We start from the raw sequence: 22,336 nt of genomic DNA on the forward strand, positions 1-22,336 counted from the left end.
GAGAAAACGATGAGTTTTACGCATTTACATGTACATACCGAATACAGCCTTCTGGACGGATCGAACAAGATCAAAGAGTACGTTGCCAGAGTCAAGGAGCTTGGCATGAACAGCGCCGCGATCACCGATCACGGCGTCATGTTCGGCTGTATCGATTTTTATAAAGAAGCCCGCGCGCAGGGCATCAAGCCGATCCTCGGCTGTGAGGTTTACGTGGCGCCGGGTTCCCGTTTCGACCGCGAAACCAGCCGCGGAGAGGACCGGTACTACCATCTGGTTCTGCTGGCGGAAAATAATACGGGCTATTCCAATCTGATGAAGATTGTTTCGGCGGGCTTTATCGATGGATTTTACTATAAGCCGCGTGTCGACATGGAGATTCTGGAAAAGTATCACGAGGGCATTATCGCGCTTTCCGCCTGCCTTGCAGGTGAGGTGGCGCGTGCGATGGTGCGGAACCAGTACGAGATGGGAAAAGAGGCCGCACTGCGGTATGAGAAGATTTTCGGAAAAGGCAATTTCTTCCTGGAACTGCAGGATCACGGCATCTCGGAGCAGCGGATGGTCAATCAGCAGCTGATGCGCCTCTCGGCAGAAACCGGCATCGAGCTGGTGGCGACGAATGATATTCACTACACGTACGCAGAAGATGCGGATTCCCACGATATTCTTCTGTGCCTGCAGACCGGAAAGAAGATCACGGATGAGGACCGCATGCGCTACGAGGGCGGCCAGTATTTCGTGAAATCCGAGGCGGAGATGGCATCGCTCTTCCCGTATGCACCGCAGGCAATCGAAAATACACAGAAAATTGCAGACCGGTGTAATGTGGAGATCGAATTTGGTGTCACAAAACTTCCGAAATTCGATGTGCCGGAAGGATACACTTCCTGGGAATACTTAAATAAGCTCTGCTACGACGGCCTCGAGGAACGGTATTACCCGGCGACGGATGAACTGAAAGCGCGGCTGAAATACGAGCTTGATACGATCAAAACGATGGGTTACGTCGATTACTTCCTGATCGTGTGGGATTTCATCAAATTTGCGCGCGACCACGACATCATGGTCGGACCGGGACGAGGATCGGCGGCCGGAAGTATTGTTTCCTACACCCTTGGCATCACACAGCTGGATCCGATGCGGTACCAGCTCCTGTTCGAGCGTTTCCTGAACCCGGAACGAGTTACCATGCCTGATATCGACGTGGATTTCTGTTTCGAACGCCGCCCGGAGGTCATCGACTATGTAACGAGAAAATACGGCAAGGACCGCGTTGTACAGATCGTCACATTCGGTACACTGGCGGCGCGCGGTGTCATCCGCGATGTCGGCCGTGTGCTGGATATGCCGTATGCACAGGTCGATTCGATTGCGAAGATGATTCCGAATGAACTGAATATCACGATCGACAAGGCACTGCAGATGAACCACGAGCTGCGGGAGCTGTATCAGGGCAATGAAGAGGTTGCACATCTGATCGACATGTCACGGAGACTTGAAGGTCTGCCGCGCCACACGTCGATGCACGCCGCCGGTGTTGTCATCGGCTCGCGTCCGCTGGTGGAATTTGTGCCGCTCTCGCGAGGAAGCGACGGAACGATCGTCACGCAGTTCACGATGACGACGCTCGAGGAACTGGGACTTCTGAAAATGGACTTCTTAGGACTTCGGACCCTGACCGTCATTCAGAATGCGACAAAGCTCGCAGAGCGTTACAGCAATAAGAAAATTGATCTGCTTCACATCGATTACAACGATCCGAAAGTGCTCGGTATGATCGGCGCATCGAAAACGGTCGGTGTGTTCCAGCTCGAGAGTGCGGGAATGAAAAACTTCATGAAGGAGTTAAAACCGCAGAGCCTCGAGGATATCATCGCCGGAATTTCCCTGTACCGTCCGGGCCCGATGGATTTTATTCCGCAGTACATCAAAGGAAAAAACAACCCGGAATCCGTTACGTACGATACACCGCTCTTAAAACCGATTCTGGAGCCGACGTACGGCTGTATCGTCTACCAGGAACAGGTTATGCAGATCGTACAGGCACTGGCGGGCTATTCGCTTGGACGGGCCGATCTGGTGCGCCGTGCGATGTCGAAGAAAAAGGCATCTGTCATGGAAAAAGAGCGCCAGAATTTCGTTTATGGAAACGAGGCCGAGGGCGTGCCGGGCTGTATCAAAAACGGCATTGATGAGAAGACAGCGAACAAGATCTACGACGAGATGATCGACTTCGCGAAATACGCCTTCAACAAATCCCATGCGGCGGCGTACGCGTTCGTATCGTACCAGACGGCATGGCTGAAATACTATTACCCGGTTGAGTTCATGGCGGCTCTGATGACCTCCTGCATCGATAACCCGGGAAAAGTCGCAGAGTATATCTTGAGTTCCCGGCAGATGGGCATTTCCATTCTGCCGCCGGACATCAACCGAAGCGAAGGAAAATTCACGGTAGACGGCCAGGCGATCCGCTATGGCATGGCGGCGGTCAAAGGCATCGGAAAGCCGGTCATGGAGGCGATCGTGGAGGAGCGGAGTGCAAACGGACCGTTCCGCTCGTTAAAGGATTTCGCGGAGCGCCTGAGCGGAAAAGAAGTCAACAAGCGGACCGTCGAGAACTTTATCAAGGCGGGCGCATTCGACTGCTTCGGCGTGACGAGAAAGCAGCTCATGTTCGTCTACGCCAATGTGCTCGATGATGTGGCGCGCGAGAAAAAAGATTCGTTAAGCGGCCAGATGAGTCTGTTTGACTTCGTAGATGAGACGACCAAACGGTCGTATGAAACGGTGTACCCGGATGTCGGAGAATACGAAAAGAGTGATCTTTTGGCGCTCGAAAAAGAGGTGCTCGGCATCTACGTCAGCGGTCATCCGCTCGAGGAGCAGGAGGAGTGCTGGCGGAAGAACATTTCCGCGGTAACGACAGACTTCCAGCCGGATGAGGAGACGGGTTTCCCATCCGTCACCGACGGCGCGAAAGAGATTGTCGGCGGCATTATCACGGATAAAAAAATCAAATATACAAAGAATAACAAGACAATGGCATTTCTCACACTCGAGGACCTCGTCGGCAGTATGGAAATCGTCGTATTCCCGCGCGATTACGAGAAAAACGCACCGATGATGCAGACCGATGCGCGTGTCTTCATCCAGGGCCGTGTTTCCGCGGAGGATGATAAGCCGAGCAAGCTGATCTGCGAGAAAATTTTCCCGTTTGCTGGCATCCCGAAAGAGCTCTGGATCCAGTTCCCGGACAAGGAAACGTACGAGAGAGAAGTGGCGGATCTGTACCAGATGCTGCATGAATCCGACGGCAAGGACAGCGTGATTCTCTACATCAAATCGATCAAAGCGATGAAAAAACTGCCGCCGAGCCGCAATGTGCAGGCAGATGCCCGTCTGGTGGCGTCACTTCAGGCAAAATTCGGTACCGGAAACGTGAAAGTTGTAGAAAAGAGTATTGAAAAAAGGGCCTGAATGCTTTAAAATAAAACTGTGTGTGATTAATAAATAAAACTACTCGTTTATTAATGTGTGTGATGAGATGGAGGAATTCATATGGCAACGACTAACAAGGTAAAGACAATCGGAGTGCTTACCAGCGGTGGTGATGCACCAGGTATGAACGCAGCGATCCGTGCAGCCGTAAGAAGAGGTCTGCAGAAGGGCGTTCAGATGAAAGGTATCCTGAAAGGCTACGACGGACTGATGAACGAAGAAATCATCGACATGACAGCCCGCGATGTATCCGACACCATCGAGCGCGGAGGTACCATCCTTTATACCGCCCGCTGCGCAGAGATGCGTACACCGGAAGGCCAGAAACGTGCTGCAGATGTCTGCAGAAAACACGGCATCGACGGACTGGTAGTTATCGGCGGAGACGGATCTTTTGCAGGAGCGCAGAAACTGGCAGCTCTTGGAATTAACACCGTAGGTGTACCGGGAACCATCGACCTGGATATCGCCTGCACAGAATATACCATCGGTTTTGATACCGCGGTAAACACTGCAATGGAAGCCATTGATAAAGTAAGAGATACTTCCACTTCCCATGAGAGATGCTCGATCATCGAGGTTATGGGACGTAATGCCGGATATATCGCTCTGTGGTGCGGTATCGCAAACGGCGCAGAGGATATTCTTCTTCCGGAGAAATACGATTACGATGAGCAGAAGATCATCAACAACATCATCGAGAACCGTAGAAAAGGCAAAAAACATCATATCATCGTAAATGCTGAGGGCATCGGCCATTCCACCAGCATGGCGCGCAGAATCGAAGCTGCAACCGGCATCGAGACCCGTGCAACGATCCTTGGACATATGCAGCGTGGAGGAAGCCCGACATGTAAAGACCGTGTATATGCGTCCATCATGGGTGCTTACGCAGTTGACCTTCTTCTGGAAGGCAAAACAGACCGCGTTGTTGCATACAAGAACGGTGAGTATGTAGATTACGATATCGATGAGGCACTGTCCATGACAAAGACTCTGCCGGAATATCAGTGGGAGATCGCAAGAGCTCTTTCTTATAACTATACGAAATAAAAAAATATCACGAAACAGACTGTTTTTAGCAAGCAGTCTGTTTCATTGGTATAATAGCGGGAATAAAAATGTTTCCGCGGACGGAATAGAGAGACAAAATAAAAAAACAGGAGGAACTTAACAATGGTTACCTGGAACAATCTTGATAAACTGGCTTCTTTTGAGGAGCTGAAAAAAGTGGAGCGTGTCAATCTTGCCGAGGTGATGTCCGGCGAAAACGGAGCAGAGCGCGTAAAATCTTACAGCGTTCCGATGGCAGAAGGACTTGCGTATAACTACGCAGCAAAACAGGTGAATGAGGATGTCCTTGCCGCACTCGTAAAACTGGCAGAAGAGGCACAGCTTTCTGAAAAATTTGAGGAGCTTTACAACGGTGCTGTCATCAACACCGGAGAGAACCGTCTCGTGCTTCATCAGCTGACCCGCGGCCAGCTCGGAAACACCGTTACGGCAGACGGCGTAGACAAACGTGCTTTCTACGTAGAGCAGCAGAACCGCATCGCAGAGTTCGCGAACAAAGTACATGCAGGTGAGATCACCAACGCAGCAGGTGAAAAATTCACCACCGTTGTGCAGATCGGTATCGGCGGAAGCGACCTTGGCCCGCGTGCGATGTATCTGGCTCTGGAAAACTGGGCAAAGAAAAACGGCTGCTTCAAAATGGAAGCAAAATTCATCAGCAACGTTGACCCGGATGACGCAGCAGCTGTTCTGAATTCGATCGACGTAGCACATTCCATCTTCGTTCTGGTATCCAAATCCGGAACCACACTGGAGACTCTGACCAATGAGTCCTTCGTAAAAGACGCTCTGAAAAATGCAGGCCTGGATGCATCCAAGCATATGATCGCCGTTACCAGTGAGACTTCTCCGCTGGCAAAGAGCGACGACTATCTGGCAGCATTCTTCATGGATGACTACATCGGAGGCCGTTATTCTTCCACATCCGCAGTCGGCGGCGCTGTTCTGTCCCTGGCTTTCGGACCGGAAGTATTCGCAGCATTCCTCGAGGGCGCTGCAGCAGAAGATAAACTTTCTGCAAACAAAGACGTATTACAGAACCCGGAGATGCTCGATGCGCTGATCGGTGTTTACGAGAGAAACGTTCTTGGCTATCCGAGCACTGCAATTCTTCCGTACTCCCAGGCACTGAACCGCTTCCCGGCTCATTTACAGCAGGTAGATATGGAGTCCAACGGTAAATCAGTCAACCGCTTCGGCGAGCCGGTCAATTACCCGACCGGTCCGGTTCTCTTCGGCGAGCCAGGTACCAACGGACAGCATTCCTTCTATCAGCTGCTGCATCAGGGAACTGATATCGTTCCGCTGCAGTTTGTAGGCTTCCGCAATAACCAGATGGAGACCGATGTCGACATCCAGGGCAGCACCAGCCAGCAGAAACTCTGCGCAAACGTAGCAGCTCAGATCGTTGCATTTGCCTGCGGTAAAGCAGATGAGAATAAAAACAAAAACTTCGAAGGCGGCCGTCCGTCCAGCATCATCATCGGAGATCAGGTAAATCCGAAGACGCTGGGAGCACTGCTTGCACACTTCGAGAATAAGATCATGTTCCAGGGATTCCTGTGGAACGTAAACAGCTTCGACCAGGAGGGTGTACAGCTTGGTAAAGTCCTTGCAAAACGCGTTCTGGCTCATGAGACAGACGGAGCACTGAAGGTATTCAGTGATCTGCTCAATATCTAAAAGCGTTATTTTCTGATCAGAAAAGGCGTCCTGTGAAAAAAATCTCCCGGAAAAACTCCGGGAGATTTCAGACTATAGACAAAGCCCTGCTTAGGGGTGGTGACGTAAGAAAACATTTATGTGAGAGAATCGGCGTAGTTTAGGCTACGCCGGTTTTCTTTTCTTTTTGGGCTGCTTGGGATTGCTCCCTTGCGTCCTCAAAATCAAATGCACCAATGAAGTTATAGACGATCTCGATTTCTCTGACCTTGATGCGCGGCTCATTCTCGTCCGGCGTATAAACCTCGGAGATATAAATTTTCTCCACAAACTCCCGGAGAACAGAGGCGTCAAGCTGCTGCATATCAGTGTACTTCCTGACCGCTGCAATAAACTGTCTGACATTGACTTTCTGCTTTTCCTGTTCCTTGACTTCTTGCCGAAGATATTCGACAAGGTTTGTAAGGTTAGTCTGTTCCAATTCATAGTCACGGGACAGTATATCAGCATGGCGGCTCCCTCCGTGGGCCGCCGATCCTGCGCTGGGCAAAGAGAAGCGGCGGCCTTGATTTCTCAAAGCCGCCGCTGGTTTTATGGGCGTGTCAAAAGGGCTGTTGTACGACGGCTTTTTTTCTTTGCCGTCGCCCGGCAGTTGAAACAATACTGTTTATTTGATTTCCAATGAAATGGTTAGTGTATCATTTTCAATTTTAGCGAACACATTGCCGCCGAGCTTGTCAGTTAATAGTTTTACCACAGCAAGCCCCACTCCTGTACCGCTATTATGCCTTGATTTGTCCCCGGTATAAAATCTTTCAAATAGTCGGTTTGAGTCTATTTCCACCTTACTATCAATGGGATTTTCAATGATAAAAATAGCACTCTTTTCTTTGCCTTGCTTCAGGTCAATTTTAATCGAGCCAGAGGAATATCGAATAGCATTTATAATAAGATTTTGAAAAATACGTTCTACCATACCATAGTCCGAATGGAGATAAACGGAATGATCTGGCAGACCAATTACAGGAGATATGCCTTTTGCTTCCAATGCTGGGGCGTTCTCTGTGATAAGATTTATCAGCAAATTTGTTAAGTTGAAATCTTCACGCACAGGAGTTACTTCTTTTGCGTCTATTACAGAAACATCGTAAAAGGTTTGTATCAGCGCTTTCATTCTTTCTGCTTTATTATAAATGGTTTCTATACGCTGTGTTTGACCTGCTGATAAATTCTCCTTTTTTAATAATTGTAAATGGCCAAGTATTACCGTCAGAGGGGTACGCAAGTCATGTGAAATATTAGCAATGGACTCTTTCAAATACATTTCGTGCCGTAATGTGCTTGCAATGGACTGTCTTTGCTTTTCATTATACTGGTTTAATACTGCGGCCAGTTGTTCTATATCTTTATCAACAAGAGAGATGTCCAGCATCTTTTCCGATTTTCCAGTTGTAAGATCGGTCATTTGTTTCGATAGATTACGGATTTGTCTTTTGATTTGCACATATTTGAAAAGCACTACTATCAAGACTGCGATAACTAAAATTAACAACAGCTTTATTCCAGACACCTCCCTCCTTGTTATTTGAGTTCACATTTGCGAAAGCTAATCCATGAAAAGGTTATCAAAGCAACTATCCAAACAACGCCAACGAAAATGGCCCATGGCAAAAAATAGGTCACAGAAAAAACCGCTTCCCGTATCTGATAGGTTGCCAAAAATGCAACAGGAAGATCAAACATCATTCCATACCCAAGATAAAGGCTAAGAACAAAAGTGACTAAAGCGGTAACAGCTATTGCTCTTGCAGAGCTTCTTAACCAAAAAACAATCCAGATTGCAATAAGAAAAGTCGCACTGTTCAAAAGCAGAGAATATAAAATCGCCTTACTGACCTGATAACAAAGGTTGCCTGCTTCGGTAATACCAAAGCGGACACTTTCTCTTATACAACCAGCCACAGGATAAACAAGAGCCATGATATTAAATGCAATTAAGTATGAGATTACTTTAGCAAAGAAAATGGTTTTTCTCGAATGTCCTGCATTGACCTCAAGATCAATCGTCCGACTGGAAAATTCCTGTCCTAAAATCAGAGCTAAAATACTGGATATAATAATCAGGAGAAAGGTTGAATCGTAAACCATTCCATTAAAAATATCTGCGAGGGATGTAGCAGCCCCACCCATAGGCCCCATAGCTTCCGGGACATAAGTATCTGCGGTAAAAAAACCAATCAAAAATATCCCTATTAAACCGCACCAATAAAAGATATTATGTGATAATTGATATTTTTCCATTTTCAGTAAGTTGTTCATTCCCACACCTCCTTGTTATTTCAAATCCGAGCGTCGGAACCACAGATAAGTACCTAAGCATAATGCCAGTACCCATAAAAAATCTGAAAACATGAATTGCCCGCCGGATATGTTGGATTGTTGCAATGCCATAAGCCGAAGCTGGCCCATAGGCAATATTTGTGAGATAAGCTGCACTTGATCTCCATTCATCAAAAAGACCATTAAGAAAAAGAGTACCATCGGCACAGCCATACTCTTTCCTATATCACGGAAAATGAAGGCAAAGAAAAAAGGTAATAGGCACATTGCAAATTGCGAAGCAATCACCATTACAACTATGCCGATGCTTGCCAATGCTCCTTTAGTGACAAACGTACCAATTATGCTATGTAACAACAGTGGAAAAGACAGGATAACCATGCAGGCGATTTGATGAACTACCAGCTTCGCAAATAGTATCTTTCCGCGTCGATGTCCGGCATTGATATATGATTGTAATGTTCTTCTGCCAAAATCATTTCCAACAAACAGGGCAGAAAAGATGATTGTGAGGAAATATAGGATTGGCATATTGTATATCGAAGCAAAGAAAAGGTTGGATGTTTCCCCAACGCTATCCAGTAACAACACACTACTTAAAAGGAGATTAAACAATCCTATCCCCCAAAAATACCAGCTATGGAACAGCTTATAAAATTCAGCTTTTAGGAGATTTGACATTTCCTGTCCCTCCTATTTTGCTTAAAAAGTAATCTTCTAATGTATCACCGGCCACAGAAAGACCTGTAACGAGAATATGTGCATCTGACAAAGCAGCAGCCACTTTTTCCATATCATCGAGATAATCATATAGGCGAATTATGCCATCTGGCATCAGCTTAAAACTATCTGTGTGTAGCGTTTCTTCCAAAACGATCAGAGCTTTTTGTGGATCAGTTGCCTTTATTGCGATATGCCGTTTGCAACGATCATTTAGTTCTCGATCTGATATTTCTTCGATAATTTTGCCTTTGTCTATTAAAATAAACTCTGATGCTGTCTGATACAGTTCCTCTAAGATATGGCTGGATACCAATATCGTCATTCCGTATTCCTTATTCAGGGACTTTAGCAAATTACGAATTTCCACAATTCCAGCAGGATCAAGCCCATTGATCGGTTCATCCAAAATAAGAAATTCTGGTGTATTTAATAGTGCGATTGCAATACCCAATCGCTGTCGCATCCCCAGCGAAAAATTACGGACAGCTTTTTTCCCGGTATCTTTCAGACCTACCATGTCTAAAGTTTTTTGGATAACTGCTTTGTCAGGGATACCACGTTGGATACGCTGTATCTCCATATTTTGATAAGCGGTCATTGTCGGAAAAAGCGCAGGTGTTTCGATCATGCAACCGATCCGCTTTCTCTGTTCCTGCAATTCCTTTTCGACGGTTTTCCCCCACAACGATAAGGTGCCGCTTGTCGGAAACGCTAATCCTGTAACCAATCTCAAAAAGGTGGTCTTTCCTGCTCCATTTTGGCCTATGAAGCCATAAATTTTCCCTTTTTCAATTTTCAAATCAATATGATCTAAGGCAACTGTGTGCCGGTATTCTTTTGTTAAGTCATGTGCTTCCAAAATAACAGAACTCATGTTGTCATCCTCCTTTACATTTTAGTGTAAGGGGAAATCATAAAGAATTTCTTAATTTCTATTTGGAAACCATAAAAAAAGCATAAAGCCAAGAGCTTACCCCTCGGCTTTATGCAAACGGTATCCAATGCCCCACACAGTATCTATAAACTCTTTATCCGGGCAAATGGCTTTCATCTTGTTTCGCAAGTTGCTAATATGGACATTTAAGGTGTTGTCCTCGCTGATATACTCTGTATTCCAAACACTTTGAAACAAATTCGCCTTTGAGAAGATCTTGTCCGGGTATTTCATAAGCAATTCCAGTATAGCAAATTCTTTCGCAGTTAAAGGTAACTCCGCCCCTTGTAGCATAGCTCTGTTGCCGTCTAAATCTAAAACCAAATCATTGCACTTCAAAGATGACGGCGTGCTGTTTTGAAATTGAATCCGGCGTAAGTTGCTTTCAATTCTGGCGAGAACTTCTTCCATATCGAAAGGTTTTGTAATGTAATCATCCGCACCAAGCCGCAACAAATCAATCTTGTTCTGTGTTGTTTCCTTTGCTGAAATTACTATGACAGGAACCGTTGAGAATTTACGAATATCCGCAAGTATAGTATCACCACTCCGATAAGGCAGCATTATATCAAGCAGAATAAGATCAATCTGATGTTCTTGTATGCAGTCTAACACATGAAGCCCATCATACTGACAAAGCACCTCATATCCATTTCCCTGTAAAAAATCAGCCAGCAATTTGCTGATCTCTAAATCATCCTCAACAATCAAAATTTTCATGTTGTTCTATGTTCACCTGCCTTATGTCAGCATTGTACTACACTTTTTATCTCTAATAGATTTAATTATATTTCCTTTCAGGAGAGAATACAAGGCATAAAATATGAATTATTAGATGTTAGAAGAACACATTTCTATTGCTGGGTACACTGGAAATATGAAACCAAAAGCCAGCAAAAGCCCCTCCTGTCTACGCATTTAGGGGGCAAAAAGCCCACGGAAATCAAGGCTTTTCGGTGGTGGTCGATGGGGTGGCAGAATGATTTATCAAATACCCGTCGGAACGGGCTTTGAAATGCGTAGGAAAATCTTTCCGGCGCTGGTTTTCCCGCCGGTTCTGTGGTATGCTGGAATAAGACAAAAAACGACAGGAGTTGACACGATGGCCGAACAGGAAATGTTACTGGACACAGCTACCATCAGGGCCGCCGTCGCCGGTGAGCTATGGGCTAAACAAAAAGTGATCGAACACTACACCCCCATGATCGACGAGTTGGCCGTTGACGAAGATATGAAGCAGCACCTTATTCTGAAACTGTTGGAAGAACTGCCTAACTTCCCAATGGGGCAGGCATAAGAAAAAAGAGCGCCGGACGCAGAGGCTTTGACACCTCCGCGCCCGGCGTTTTGGATAATTGCCGATTATGTCATAGCAAACTCGATGTGAGAGCTGTCCAGCTTCATAAACTTGGATTTCACCAGCTCTGCCGGGTAATCGTCCCCGGCAATACGGATGGTCTTGCGGACGCTGCACACGGTTTCCACCAGCAAGTCCACGATCTCGTCCAGCGTTTCCCGGTCAATGCCCTTGGCGTGCTGGCAAAGGTGTTCGTACTCGATGTTGTCCATGATGATCTCACGATAAATCTCTATGGCGCTCTGTGATTTCGCTCCCGTTCCTTTCCGTTCCGGCGGCTGTGCCGCTTCGTCCTCCGATGGGAAGGGTCGGGAAAGGATAGGAATGGAATCGGTAATTGATACATCCGTAGTTGTTTTTTCTTTACTTGATATATCTTTATTTAATTGCATTGGATTTTCCAATGTCGGGTTTCCCGGTGTTGGATTATCCGATGTTGGATTTTCCAACACCGAGTTTTCCAATCCCGGTGCCGCCTCGTCCGGCTGCTCTGGCCGGGGCTTGGGCTGTTCAAAGGCCCGGTCGCTGCCGGAAGTGAAGTACATAGGCCGTCGCCTCCTTTCTGCGTTTGGGCAAAAAGAAAAGCCGCAGACTTTTTCAAAATCTGCGGCTTAGCCGGGGAACAGAAAAGGGCGCTGTCATGCTTGACAACACCCTGTTTCTGTCTGATTATTCAGTTGTTTTGACCTGCCCCGTTTTCCGCTGCCCTAAAAAACATTGATTTTACTGGTTTTTTTCATGTTTTCTTATGGCAACGCTCTTTTTTGCAGGGTTTTTTCATTTTCAGATTATCCCAGCTTCGCCGGGAGAGACGAGGAAACCGTGGTCTGGTGCTTTTGACGGAATTGCCGCGGGGTGATCTGGTACCGCTTTTTAAAGGTGCGGATCAGATGACTGCAGTCCGCAAAGCCGGTCTCGGCTGCAATATAGTTCAGGTCATAGTCGGTAAAAAGAAGCAGGTTTTCAACCTTGTTCAGGCGGATAAACTCGATATACTGCTTACAGCTCTGCCCGTAATGCTTCAGAAAAAGTTTGGCAAAATAGGAGTAGCTCATGTTGTATTTATGTGCCAGTGCCTCGATATTGATGTTTTCCTGGGAATGGCGGTCGAGATAGACGAGGATATCCTGCATACTCTGTTCCTCACTTTCGGAAATCGATTCGGGATTGAAACAGATTCCCTGGCAGTGCCAGATACGCAGAAGCCGGAGAAACAGTGTGGAAAAGAGAGAATAGATATAGGCATCATAACCGTATTTCTTTTCAAGAGCCTCCCTCTCAAGGGTTACAAAAAAATCATGGAGATTCAGCTCTGAGAGATCTTCCTGCGTAAACAAAAGCGAAGGATAGGTCATCGTGGCGATTTTATGGAAAGCAAAGCTCAGGTTCGGAAGGTAGCTTCCGGTGAGCTGGATGCGGTTCAGGTTGAATTTGATACAGAAATAGCGGAATGGCCGATCCTGGTCTGCGGCAAGTGCGTGGACCGTCTGTGGAGGAAACAGGATGAAAGAGCCCGGTTTTATGTGGTAGACGGAATCGTTGCAGCTCACGAGAAGAGAACCTTCCTGCAGATAAAGAACCTCCGTAAAATAGTGCCAGTGGGATTTGACCGGCATGGAAAAACTGTCGGAGCAGCAGGAAAAGGCTTCAATCGGCGAGTGCAGGATGTCACTGTATTCAAAAAGATTCTTCAACGGAAAAGTCCCCCTTCAGGTAAAAAATATTCAGTATTTTTCTGGGAATATCAGTTTCGGAAAAATAGAAACATTCTATTTTTGTACAGTCGCATTATATCATATCCAAATGAAAATTGATACAATGGCGAAAGCATTTGAAAGAAAATTAATGCTGAATTTGGTAACTCAATTTCCTAAGATAAGGGGGGATATGAAAACATGAAAAGCAACACGAAACAATTCCCGAAAAACAAAATTGCGTGGCTGTGGGAAAACATGGAGGGAAAACGGGCGCTGTACTTTGTCGGTATTCTCGGAACCGTTTTGTACAATATTCTGCAGCTTACGATTCCCTATTTTTCGGGAAAAATTGTGGATCTGTTTTTAACGGGGGAGAACGCGGCGACAAATCTTCAGGTACACCGTGACCTGCTTTACCGCTTGCTGTTTGCGATGGTCGGCTTTACGTTCCTGCGTGTTATCGTTGTTTATGGCAGCTGTATGATCTATGAGACGGTGTCGCAGAGTGTTCTGTACCGGGTGCGGAATTATCTGTACGACAAGCTTCAGCGTCAGGATATGACGTTTTACAGTACCTATCGGACAGGAGATCTGATGACACGGCAGACAGGAGACCTGGATGCGGTGCGTCACATGGTTGCATGGGTCGTACGAATGGTGGTTGAGTCATTTTCTCTGTTTGCTGCAGCGGCCGTTTTCTTCCTGTATACGAACTGGAAGCTGGCACTGTGCGTTCTTGTGATTTCACCGTTTGTATTCTGGATTATCTATCTGTTCCGGAACCGCGTTGCCCCGATGCATGCGGCGCTGCGTGAAAAACTGGCACAGATGAATACATGCGCACAGGAGAATATTTCCGGAAACCGCGTTGTCAAAGCGTTTGCAAGAGAAGATTACGAAATCGAGAAATTCGACCGTGCCAATACCGACTATGCGGAGACGAATAAGGCAACCGGAATGGTATGGCTGAAATTTTTCCCGATTGTCGAGAGTATTGCGAACCTGATGCCGGTTGTCCTGCTCGCAGTCGGCGGTGTTTTTATGATCAGAGGACAGCTTACTATGGGAGACTATGTGGCATTTTCAGGCCTCATCTGGGCAATCGCCAATCCGATGCGTCAGATGGGAAATATCATGAACGAATTTCAGCGGTTCTCAGCAGCGTCGAAAAAGGTCATGGAGCTGTATTACTCCGAACCGAAAATCAGGGACGAAGAAAATGCCGTTTCCCATCCGGAGCGGTTTGAAGGCAAAATCGAGTTTGATAACGTTTCCTTCCAATACGAGGATGGTGATTTGCCGGTTCTGCACAATATTTCCTTCACGGCCCATCCGAACGAGACGGTTGCGATCATGGGCGAGACCGGCTGCGGCAAGACATCGCTGATCAATCTGATCCCGCGGTTTTATGAGCCGACAGAAGGACAGATCCGGATTGACGGAATTCCTGTAGAACAGCTGAAGCTGTATGATCTCCGAAAACAGATCGGACTTGCCACGCAGGATGTTCTGCTGTATTCTGACACGATCGAGGGAAACATTGCCTACGGCGATGATTCGATCAAGATGAACGAGGTTGTCAAGTTTGCAAGGTATTCCGCTGCGGCAGATTTCATTTCAAAGATGCCGGAGGGCTACGATACCCTGGTCGGAGAGCGCGGTGTTGGTCTTTCCGGAGGCCAGAAGCAGAGAATTTCTCTGGCAAGAGCACTGGCGATCCGTCCATCGGTTCTGATTCTTGACGATACAACATCGGCGGTTGATATGGAAACAGAGAAACAGATTCAGCAGTCCTTACGGGAGCTTGATTTTCCATGTACCAAGATTGTGATTGCACAGCGAATTTCGACAACGAAAACAGCGGACAAGATTATTGTTCTGCAAAATGGCTATATTGAAGAAATGGGAACACATGAGGAACTGATGGAGAAGAAGGGTTACTATTATGAACTGGTGAAGCTGCAGACCGGTGTGGATGAACTGTAGGAGGGGAAGCAATGGCAAAAAATACATACAAGCAGGATGAAGTGCTCGAAGAGCCGTTTGACATCAAGCATCTGCTCAGAGCTTCATCCTATATCAAAAAATATGCAAAACGGATGGTTTTTGCGATCCTTTTGAGTGGCATCGGCGGTGCGTCCGGCTATGTGGCGCCGATGATTATCCAGCGGGCGCTGGACCTTGCAATTCCGGAGAAAAACGAGAGGCTTTTATTTTCTCTTGTGGGAATGCTGGTCGGCATCTATCTGGTGAGCGTGATCTTCACAACAATCCGAAGCCGCATTATGGTGGATGTCAGTCAGAGTATCATCTATGATATCCGAAAAGATTTGTTTGCACATCTGCAGGAGCTGCCGTTCCAGTATTACGATGACCGCCCGCACGGCAAGATCCTGATTCGGGTTGTCAACTACGTCAACTCGGTATCGGATATGCTGTCAAATGGTCTGATCAACATCGTTCTGGAGAGCTTCAACCTTCTGTTTATCGTGATTTTCATGTTTCTGGTTGATGTGCAGATGGCATTTGTCGTGCTCTGCGGCGTGCCAGTGCTGTGCGTTTTCATGGTCTGGATCAAGAATAAACAGAGACGTGCATGGCAGGCAGTTTCGAACAAGAACTCAAACCTGAATGCCTATCTGCAGGAGAATATTGTCGGAGCCCGCATTACGCAGATCTTTGCACGAGAGGATGAGAATGCGGAGATTTTCAAAGATCTTTCCAAGGATTGCCGCAGAACATGGAATACAGCAGTTCGCTATTCCAACCTGGTATGGCCGGGTATCGATTCAATTTCCGTCTGCGTGCGTGCTGCCATTTTTCTGTCCGGTCTGATCCTTTTCGGGCAGGGAAATAAGTCGGTTGGTACGATTGTAGCGATTTCGAGCTATGCATCGTATTTCTGGCAGCCGATCATGAACCTTGGAAACATCTTCAATAACTTTATCAACAACATTGCGTATCTGGAACGTATCTTTGAGACGATGGATGAGCCGGTGACGGTAAAGGATGCAAAAGATGCCGTTGAAATGCCAAAAATCCGCGGTGAGGTGACCTTCGATCACGTAAATTTCTCGTACGATGCGTCAAAACAGATCTTAAACGATGTTTCGTTTACGGTAAAACCGGGTGAGAGTGTGGCGCTTGTCGGACCGACCGGAGCCGGAAAGAGTACGATTGTCAATCTGATTTCACGGTTTTACAATGTCAATGGCGGTCGCGTCCTGATCGATGGACAGGATATCTCGCAGGTGACCATTCATTCCCTGCGTGAGCAGATGGGTATTATGATGCAGGACAGCTTTATTTTCTCGGGAGATATTGAGGATAATATCCGTTACGGAAAGCTTGACGCAACGCATGAGGAGATTGTGAAGGCGAGCAGAACTGTCTGTGCGGACGAGTTTATCAGCAAAATGCCGGATCGCTATCAGACGGAGGTAAGGGAGCGTGGTTCCATGCTGAGCCAGGGACAAAAGCAGCTCATTTCGTTTGCGCGTACCCTGCTTTCCGATCCGGCCATTCTGATTCTCGATGAGGCGACCTCAAGCATTGACGTACAGACCGAAAAAGCACTGCAGACGGGACTCAATGCCATGCTGAAGGGCAGAACCTCATTTATCATTGCGCATCGTCTGTCTACGATCCGCAACTGCGATAAGATTATGTATATCGATAACGGCGGTATTATGGAGAGCGGAACACATGATGAGCTGATGGCAAAGAAAGGCCATTATTATAAACTGTATACAGCACAGCTTGATGAAGTACAGAAAGCGGGCTGATCAAAAAAGATCATAAAAAAGATTATAAAAAAGGCTTCTGCCAGCGGATAAAAATCCGTGGCAGAAGCCTTTTGCCGTTTCTTGTTCGTGTCGCTTTTTGCGCGTGTCGCCGAAGCGACCCGCCGCAGGCGGAAAATTCGGCAAAGCAGGAGTTCTTCTTATTTTCCGGAGAAGTATTTCTCTTTGATGATCTCAACCGGCATATCCTCGCCAGTCCACAGTTTGAAGGAAGCAGCTCCCTGGTATAACAGCATGTACATACCGTTTCCGGTCTTGCATCCAGCCTCTTTTGCCTCACGCAGCAGGCGGGTTTCCTGCGGATTGTAGATCACATCGAAAACGAAGAGGTCTTTGTGGAACATCGTTGTGTCGGTGATGATGGTGTTCTCGGTTTTTGGAGCCATTCCGACGGAAGTTCCATTGACAAGAATGGCGCTGTCTGCGATGGATGCGCGAAGGACTTCCGGATCGGAGAAGTCGTGCAGGGTAACCTTGCAGGAAGTACGCTCATTGAGTTTTGCAACGATTTCCTCGGCTCTTCCGAAGAAATTGTCTCTGACGTTGAATACATTGATCTCAGCCACGCCGTCGAGGGCTGCCTGTACCAGGATTGCAGTAGCAGCGCCGCCGGCACCGAGCAGAGTCATCTTTTTGCCGATGATGTCTACGCCGTTTTCTGCAACTGCTCTCATGAAGCCGACGCCGTCGGTGGTGTAAGCGGTGAGAACGCCGTTGTCGTTGACGATGGTATTACATGCGCCGGAGATCTCCGAAGCAGGAGAAACCTTGTCTGCCAATTTGCACATGATATTTTTGCCAGGCATGGTGATGTTCCAGCCTCTTGCACCCATGGTGCGGAGTCCTTCGACTGCCTGCGGCATTTTGTCTTCCGGTACATCAAAGGCAAGGTAGCTATAATCAAGGCCGAGCTGGTCGCATGCTTCGTTGTGCATTTCCGGAGAAACACTGTGTGCAACCGGGCTTCCGAGTAAACATAATAATCCGGTGTGTCCTGTGATGTGTTTTGACATAGTTTGAAATCCTCTCTCTCCTCGTATTTCCGCATGATGATAAATCGTGCTGTAGCACTTTAAACTGCTACTATATGAAGTGAATTATACTCCAGATGCCGAAAGAAAGCAAGAAAAAAAGAGGAAATGACGCAAAGTTCATTTCCTCTTTTCGTGTTGGTTTTTGATTAAGGTTTAAGATGGAAAAGATTCGCCCGGAAATCAGATTCCAAGTTTCTCTTTCATGTAGTCAACCGGAGTATCTTTTCCGGTGTACAGCTTGATTGCGATGAGTGCCTGGAACAGCATCATGCCCATGCCGTTGAATACTTTCTCACATCCTGCTTCTTTTGCCTGTTTCATCATAACGGTTTCGCGCGGAGCGTAAACGGTATCCGTTACGATGAGATCTTTTTTAAAGAAGGAAGGATCAGGAATGTTGGAAAGGTCTTCGAGTGGATGCATTCCTACGCCGGTAGCATCGCAGAACAGGTCAGCTGCGTACATTTTTTCTTTCAGGAGGTCTTTGTCTGCCAGATCGTTCATGGTAGCCTTGCAGTTGGTGTTCTTATTGATCAGATCAACAATTTCCTCTCCACGGCTGTAGAATTTGTCTTTGATGTTGAAGATTTCAATTTCTGCAACTCCATCCAGAGCACCGCGCACTGCAATTGCAGTAGCAGCACCGCCGGTTCCGATCAGGACCATCTTCATTCCCTTGAAATCGATGCCCTCTTCGGTCAGTGCCTGCCAGTATCCCATACCATCGGTGTTGTAGCCTTTCAGTTTTCCGGTTACCTGACCGTTTTCGTCGCGGAGGTTGACTACGGTATTGATAGCGCCGCATAACTTAGCTGCTTCATCTACTTCGTCCAGATATTTGTGGACAACAGTTTTGTTTGGCATGGAAATATTGGAACCGAGCATTTTCAGCGCGCGGATACTCTGCACAGCATCTTTTAAAGAATCGTTATCAACTTCGAAAGCAAGCTGAATGACGTCATCTCCGTTTTTGTCGTATGCAAGGTTGTGGGTTGTCGGAGACTGGGTGTGACGGATCGGGTAAGCCATTAATCCAACTAATTCGGTATGTCCTGTAATATTTGGCATGATATTTTCCTCTTTTCTGTTTTTTTATATTGTGTAAGAAAGTGATTCAGTGATTACTCAAGCGGCTCCAGATGCAGGTAGCCCTGGGACTCCAGTACATTCAGGATCGCGCGGCCTTCCATGGTACCTTCCATGATGCGGCGTGCGCGGACGGAATCGCCGATGGTATAAATATGAGTATGGGTATCGGCGAATGCTTCCTGAAGCTCCGGCAGAACCGGGTTGTTGGAGCGCATTCCAAGGCAGTTGAATCCATAATCGAAGGTGAGATCCTGGATGGTTCCGTCTGGAAGCTTTACAGTGAATGCGTTTTCTTTTACTTCCTGAAGAGCAGTGTTGACATATTCTTTTACACCGTATTTGTCGTGTGTCTCACGCATGGAGCATTTGGTGATCGGGTCTGCAAGCATACCGATCTGCGGCAGCATATCGATGATGGTACACTCGGCGCCTCTCGGTGCAAAGTATTCAATAACGTCAAGTCCTACGGAACCGCCGCCGACTACAACGACTTTCTTGCCCTGACAGGCTTCTTCCGGATATTTTCCGGCGTTTACATTGTTGATCATACCAAAGATGGTATTTACGTTTCCGGCATCGATGTTCTCTTTCAGGCCTTTGATCGGCGGAACAAGCGGAACGGAACCGGTGGAGTTTACAATGATGTCCGGTTTGAACTGTTTGATCTTATCCACCGTAGCTTCGGTGTTGAGGAAAATATACAGGTTTTTCAGTCTGGCGGCTCTTGCCTCAAGGTATTTCGGGAAGTCTTTCATACGGGTCTTGCTTGGAAGATCGGAGATGAAAGTGGAAAGACCGCCGATGTGATCGTTTTTCTCAAGTACGAAAACGTTGCATCCGACTTCTGCTGCGGTGCAGGCTGCTTCCATACCGGCAGTACCGGCGCCGACAACAACAACGTTACAGTTTTTGTTCACTTTCAGTGATTTGTAAACATCGCCTTCCGGAACAGCCGGGTTTACGGTACAGCGGATCGGGCGGTTGACACCGATACGATTTCCGGCACATCCGACGTTACAGGAGATGCATTTCCGAAGGATATCTTCCTCGCCGTTTTCCACCTTCTTTACCCAGTTCGGCTCAGCGATCAGGCCGCGTCCCATACCGACGATATCTACATCGCCGCTTTCGAGAACTTTTTCAACGACCTTCGGGTCGCGGTAGTTACCGGCATTGATCACAGGCTTTTTGAATTTATCTTTTACGGCTCTTGCCATGTAGGAACGCCATCCGTCCGGCAGAAAGTTGGAATCGATCTGATACTGCAGGGATGGGTTGAGGCCGCAGGATACGTCGTACATATCTACGAATTCATCCAGGTACTCCAGGTATTTCAGGGTATCTTCCAGGGTGTTTCCGCCCGGAACACGCTCCTCGGCAGAGATACGAACGATGATCGGGAACCACGGTCCGACGTTTTTGCGTACTTCTTCGAGAACCATACGCGGGAAGCGCAGACGGTTTTCTACGGAACCACCGAATTCATCGGTTCTTTTATTGTAATACGGGGAGATAAACTGGCTCATCAGGTAGGAGTGGCCGCAGTGGATTTCAATGGCATCAAAGCCGATGGCCTGCACACGTTTTGCAGCTTCGCCGTATTTTTTCACGGTTGTCATGATTTCTTCTTTTGTCATCGGGCGAGGGGTTTCTCCGCCGGCTTTTGTCGGGATGTTGGAAGAAGAAACGGTTTCCATACCGGTTCTTGCGGAAGATGCGGAAGCTCCGGCGTGGTTGATCTGGATCGCTACGGTAGCACCGTTTTTATGAAGGTTTTCGACTAACTGATAGTAGCGCGGCATAAAGCTGTCGTGGTCGATACGGATCTGGCTGGTTCCGTTGGAACCGACCGGGTACTCGATGTTGGCGTTCTCCAGAATAATAAGACCAACGCCGCCTTTTGCGCGGAGAGAGTAGTAGTTCATATGACGGTTACTCATTTCACCGCTTGTCTCACCGTAGTTGGTTCCCATCGGGGTCATTGCAATACGGTTTTTAATCGTTGTTCGTTTGATTGTAATTGGCTCAAAAATTTTGGGGTAAGCACTCTTCATGAAAATTTCTCCTTATTCATTACATGAGCGGTAATCCTCTGTTTGTGACAATTTCATCATAACGCTTTCGACTAAAAATTAACAATATCTTTCAGATAAACTTTCGATACGTTTTCGCTATCATTTCCGGTTTCTTCGATAATGTCAGCGTGCTGTTTCATATATTCGGTAAACCGTTCGACAGCCGGAAGCCGGTAGCGGTTCTTCATCCAGAACATAAAGGTCTGATGATAAATCTCGAGACCGTTCAGCGTATGGATACGGATGCCGTCTGCCTGTTCCAGAATATCGGTTCGCGGCATAAGCGCGATACCGAAATTTTCGCGCACCAGTGCCACAATCGAATATTCATCCGGGCATTCCATGATAATATTCGGATGAAGCTGATATTTTCGGTAGAGATGACCGGTATAAGCTCCCATCCAGGAGGCGCGGTCGTAGCCGATCACCGGATAACGGGTAAGCTTTACAAGCGGAACCTCCGGTTCATCGGCAATCGGATGCTGTTCCGGGGATACGATGACAAGCGGCTGCTGGATCAACGGAAAAAACTCCATGTCATCGCGCTTTAAAAAGCCGCCAAACCCAAGATCGAGTTCACCGGATTTCATCTTCTGTGCAATGGCAGGGGTATGGTTCTGCCAGAAACTAAAGGCAACGTTTTTATTTTCTTCTTTGTCCAGAAAGGTGCGGACATTGTGCGGAATATAATGTCCGGCAAGTGGAAAAATATAACCGATATTGATTTTGCCGCCACCGGAGGCGAGCTCTTTCATTTTACCTGCCGCAATGTCACAGTCGCCCGCGATCCGGTCTGCATGCTCCAGAAAAAGGCGGCCGGCATTGGTAAGGACAACACCGCGCCCTTTCTTTTCAAACAGCGTGATTCCAAGCTCGCTTTCAAGGGCGGCCATCGAACGGCTCAGGGATGGCTGGGAAATATAAAGTTCCTCTGCTGCCTGGTGATAATTTTCCAGCCGGGCAACCTTTCGGAAATAGAGAATCTGATTCAGTGTCATGTGGATTTTCCTCCTGAAAAAATGGTTCCGTAAGAAAGTCTTTGCT

The 22,336-nt window shown here is 47.2% G+C and carries 17 protein-coding genes and 1 pseudogene; 6 read left to right on the forward strand and 12 right to left on the reverse strand.

Annotation, left to right across the window (positions count from 1 at the left end; genetic code table 11):
• The first annotated feature begins 9 nt into the window (after positions 1 to 9).
• From DWY63_RS08385 to DWY63_RS08395, 3 genes are all read left to right on the forward strand, one after another.
• Positions 10 to 3,483, forward strand: coding sequence for a DNA polymerase III subunit alpha (locus DWY63_RS08385; RefSeq protein WP_117801856.1), 3,474 nt, complete (start codon positions 10 to 12; stop codon positions 3,481 to 3,483).
• Between the two features lie 81 nt (positions 3,484 to 3,564).
• Positions 3,565 to 4,557 (forward strand): 6-phosphofructokinase, encoded by a 993-nt coding sequence (gene pfkA, locus DWY63_RS08390; RefSeq protein WP_022462041.1) that lies wholly within the window; start codon positions 3,565 to 3,567, stop codon positions 4,555 to 4,557.
• A gap of 123 nt (positions 4,558 to 4,680) precedes the next feature.
• Entirely contained in the window at positions 4,681 to 6,261 is a 1,581-nt protein-coding gene (locus DWY63_RS08395) for a glucose-6-phosphate isomerase (protein ID WP_117801857.1), read from the forward strand.
• A 139-nt stretch (positions 6,262 to 6,400) separates the two neighbouring features.
• Here DWY63_RS08395 and DWY63_RS08400 read toward each other — a convergent pair whose 3' ends face one another.
• The 6 genes from DWY63_RS08400 to DWY63_RS08425 form a co-directional block, all read right to left on the reverse strand.
• The gene (locus DWY63_RS08400) at positions 6,401 to 6,901 is read right to left on the reverse strand and encodes a DUF4368 domain-containing protein (RefSeq protein ID WP_117510059.1); all 501 of its coding nucleotides are present in this window, start codon (positions 6,899 to 6,901) and stop codon (positions 6,401 to 6,403) included.
• 6 nt (positions 6,902 to 6,907) lie between these two features.
• Positions 6,908 to 7,810, reverse strand: a complete 903-nt coding sequence (locus DWY63_RS08405) for a sensor histidine kinase (RefSeq protein ID WP_117801858.1) — start codon at positions 7,808 to 7,810, stop codon at positions 6,908 to 6,910.
• Between the two features lie 11 nt (positions 7,811 to 7,821).
• Complete coding sequence (locus DWY63_RS08410; protein ID WP_117801859.1) at positions 7,822 to 8,559, reverse strand: ABC transporter permease; 738 nt, start codon at positions 8,557 to 8,559, stop codon at positions 7,822 to 7,824.
• Between the two features lie 15 nt (positions 8,560 to 8,574).
• Positions 8,575 to 9,261, reverse strand: a complete 687-nt coding sequence (locus tag DWY63_RS08415) for an ABC transporter permease (RefSeq protein WP_117510060.1) — start codon at positions 9,259 to 9,261, stop codon at positions 8,575 to 8,577.
• The gene (locus tag DWY63_RS08420) at positions 9,239 to 10,177 is read right to left on the reverse strand and encodes an ABC transporter ATP-binding protein (protein WP_055267784.1); all 939 of its coding nucleotides are present in this window, start codon (positions 10,175 to 10,177) and stop codon (positions 9,239 to 9,241) included. Before DWY63_RS08420 ends, DWY63_RS08415 begins: the two co-directional genes overlap by 23 nt.
• 96 nt (positions 10,178 to 10,273) lie before the next feature.
• The gene (locus tag DWY63_RS08425; RefSeq protein WP_055267786.1) at positions 10,274 to 10,957 is read right to left on the reverse strand and encodes a response regulator transcription factor; all 684 of its coding nucleotides are present in this window, start codon (positions 10,955 to 10,957) and stop codon (positions 10,274 to 10,276) included.
• 259 nt (positions 10,958 to 11,216) lie between these two features.
• On the opposite strand from DWY63_RS08425, the gene DWY63_RS19110 reads away from it, so the two are divergent.
• Positions 11,217 to 11,534 carry a helix-turn-helix domain-containing protein gene (locus tag DWY63_RS19110; protein ID WP_242998350.1) on the forward strand — a complete coding sequence of 106 codons (318 nt, stop codon included), beginning with the start codon at positions 11,217 to 11,219 and terminating at the stop codon, positions 11,532 to 11,534.
• 71 nt (positions 11,535 to 11,605) lie between these two features.
• Here DWY63_RS19110 and DWY63_RS08435 read toward each other — a convergent pair.
• Together DWY63_RS08435 and DWY63_RS08440 are read right to left on the reverse strand one after the other, a co-directional pair.
• Positions 11,606 to 12,109 (reverse strand): annotated as a pseudogene (locus DWY63_RS08435) (DUF6017 domain-containing protein); the annotation flags it as partial.
• A gap of 273 nt (positions 12,110 to 12,382) precedes the next feature.
• A complete protein-coding gene (locus DWY63_RS08440; RefSeq protein WP_055267788.1) occupies positions 12,383 to 13,288 on the reverse strand; it encodes an AraC family transcriptional regulator in 906 nt (301 codons plus the stop codon).
• A gap of 201 nt (positions 13,289 to 13,489) precedes the next feature.
• Between DWY63_RS08440 and DWY63_RS08445 the strand changes: the two genes are divergently transcribed.
• Both DWY63_RS08445 and DWY63_RS08450 read left to right on the forward strand, forming a co-directional pair.
• Complete coding sequence (locus DWY63_RS08445; protein WP_055267790.1) at positions 13,490 to 15,277, forward strand: ABC transporter ATP-binding protein; 1,788 nt, start codon at positions 13,490 to 13,492, stop codon at positions 15,275 to 15,277.
• A gap of 11 nt (positions 15,278 to 15,288) precedes the next feature.
• Positions 15,289 to 17,076 (forward strand): ABC transporter ATP-binding protein, encoded by a 1,788-nt coding sequence (locus DWY63_RS08450; protein ID WP_055267792.1) that lies wholly within the window; start codon positions 15,289 to 15,291, stop codon positions 17,074 to 17,076.
• Between the two features lie 158 nt (positions 17,077 to 17,234).
• Here the strand turns inward: DWY63_RS08450 and aroE are convergent, their stop codons facing one another.
• From aroE to DWY63_RS08470, 4 genes are all read right to left on the reverse strand, one after another.
• Positions 17,235 to 18,107, reverse strand: a complete 873-nt coding sequence (aroE, locus tag DWY63_RS08455) for a shikimate dehydrogenase (RefSeq protein ID WP_055218962.1) — start codon at positions 18,105 to 18,107, stop codon at positions 17,235 to 17,237.
• Positions 18,108 to 18,308: 201 nt separating this feature from the next.
• Positions 18,309 to 19,199, reverse strand: coding sequence for a quinate/shikimate dehydrogenase (locus tag DWY63_RS08460; protein ID WP_334294737.1), 891 nt, complete (start codon positions 19,197 to 19,199; stop codon positions 18,309 to 18,311).
• 50 nt (positions 19,200 to 19,249) lie between these two features.
• The gene (locus DWY63_RS08465) at positions 19,250 to 21,271 is read right to left on the reverse strand and encodes an oxidoreductase (protein ID WP_117801861.1); all 2,022 of its coding nucleotides are present in this window, start codon (positions 21,269 to 21,271) and stop codon (positions 19,250 to 19,252) included.
• 71 nt (positions 21,272 to 21,342) lie between these two features.
• On the reverse strand, positions 21,343 to 22,290 hold the full coding sequence (locus DWY63_RS08470) for a LysR family transcriptional regulator (RefSeq protein ID WP_117801862.1): 948 nt from the start codon (positions 22,288 to 22,290) through the stop codon (positions 21,343 to 21,345).
• Between the last annotated feature and the right edge of the window lie 46 nt (positions 22,291 to 22,336).

Source organism: Blautia sp. AF26-2 (genome assembly GCF_003460955.1).
GTDB classification, from domain to species: Bacteria; Bacillota; Clostridia; order Lachnospirales; family Lachnospiraceae; genus Fusicatenibacter; species Fusicatenibacter saccharivorans.

What these genes read in the sequence shown, in the direction of transcription:
- DWY63_RS08385 (WP_117801856.1), top strand. Translation starts at nt 10, where the DNA reads ATGAGTTTTACGCATTTACATGTACATACCGAATACAGCCTTCTGGAC.
- pfkA (WP_022462041.1), top strand. Translation starts at nt 3,565, where the DNA reads ATGGCAACGACTAACAAGGTAAAGACAATCGGAGTGCTTACCAGCGGT.
- DWY63_RS08395 (WP_117801857.1), top strand. Translation starts at nt 4,681, where the DNA reads ATGGTTACCTGGAACAATCTTGATAAACTGGCTTCTTTTGAGGAGCTG.
- DWY63_RS08410 (WP_117801859.1), bottom strand. Translation starts at nt 8,559, where the DNA reads ATGAACAACTTACTGAAAATGGAAAAATATCAATTATCACATAATATC.
- DWY63_RS08415 (WP_117510060.1), bottom strand. Translation starts at nt 9,261, where the DNA reads ATGTCAAATCTCCTAAAAGCTGAATTTTATAAGCTGTTCCATAGCTGG.
- DWY63_RS08420 (WP_055267784.1), bottom strand. Translation starts at nt 10,177, where the DNA reads ATGAGTTCTGTTATTTTGGAAGCACATGACTTAACAAAAGAATACCGG.
- DWY63_RS08425 (WP_055267786.1), bottom strand. Translation starts at nt 10,957, where the DNA reads ATGAAAATTTTGATTGTTGAGGATGATTTAGAGATCAGCAAATTGCTG.
- DWY63_RS19110 (WP_242998350.1), top strand. Translation starts at nt 11,217, where the DNA reads ATGATTTATCAAATACCCGTCGGAACGGGCTTTGAAATGCGTAGGAAA.
- DWY63_RS08445 (WP_055267790.1), top strand. Translation starts at nt 13,490, where the DNA reads ATGAAAAGCAACACGAAACAATTCCCGAAAAACAAAATTGCGTGGCTG.
- DWY63_RS08450 (WP_055267792.1), top strand. Translation starts at nt 15,289, where the DNA reads ATGGCAAAAAATACATACAAGCAGGATGAAGTGCTCGAAGAGCCGTTT.
- aroE (WP_055218962.1), bottom strand. Translation starts at nt 18,107, where the DNA reads ATGTCAAAACACATCACAGGACACACCGGATTATTATGTTTACTCGGA.
- DWY63_RS08465 (WP_117801861.1), bottom strand. Translation starts at nt 21,271, where the DNA reads ATGAAGAGTGCTTACCCCAAAATTTTTGAGCCAATTACAATCAAACGA.
- DWY63_RS08470 (WP_117801862.1), bottom strand. Translation starts at nt 22,290, where the DNA reads ATGACACTGAATCAGATTCTCTATTTCCGAAAGGTTGCCCGGCTGGAA.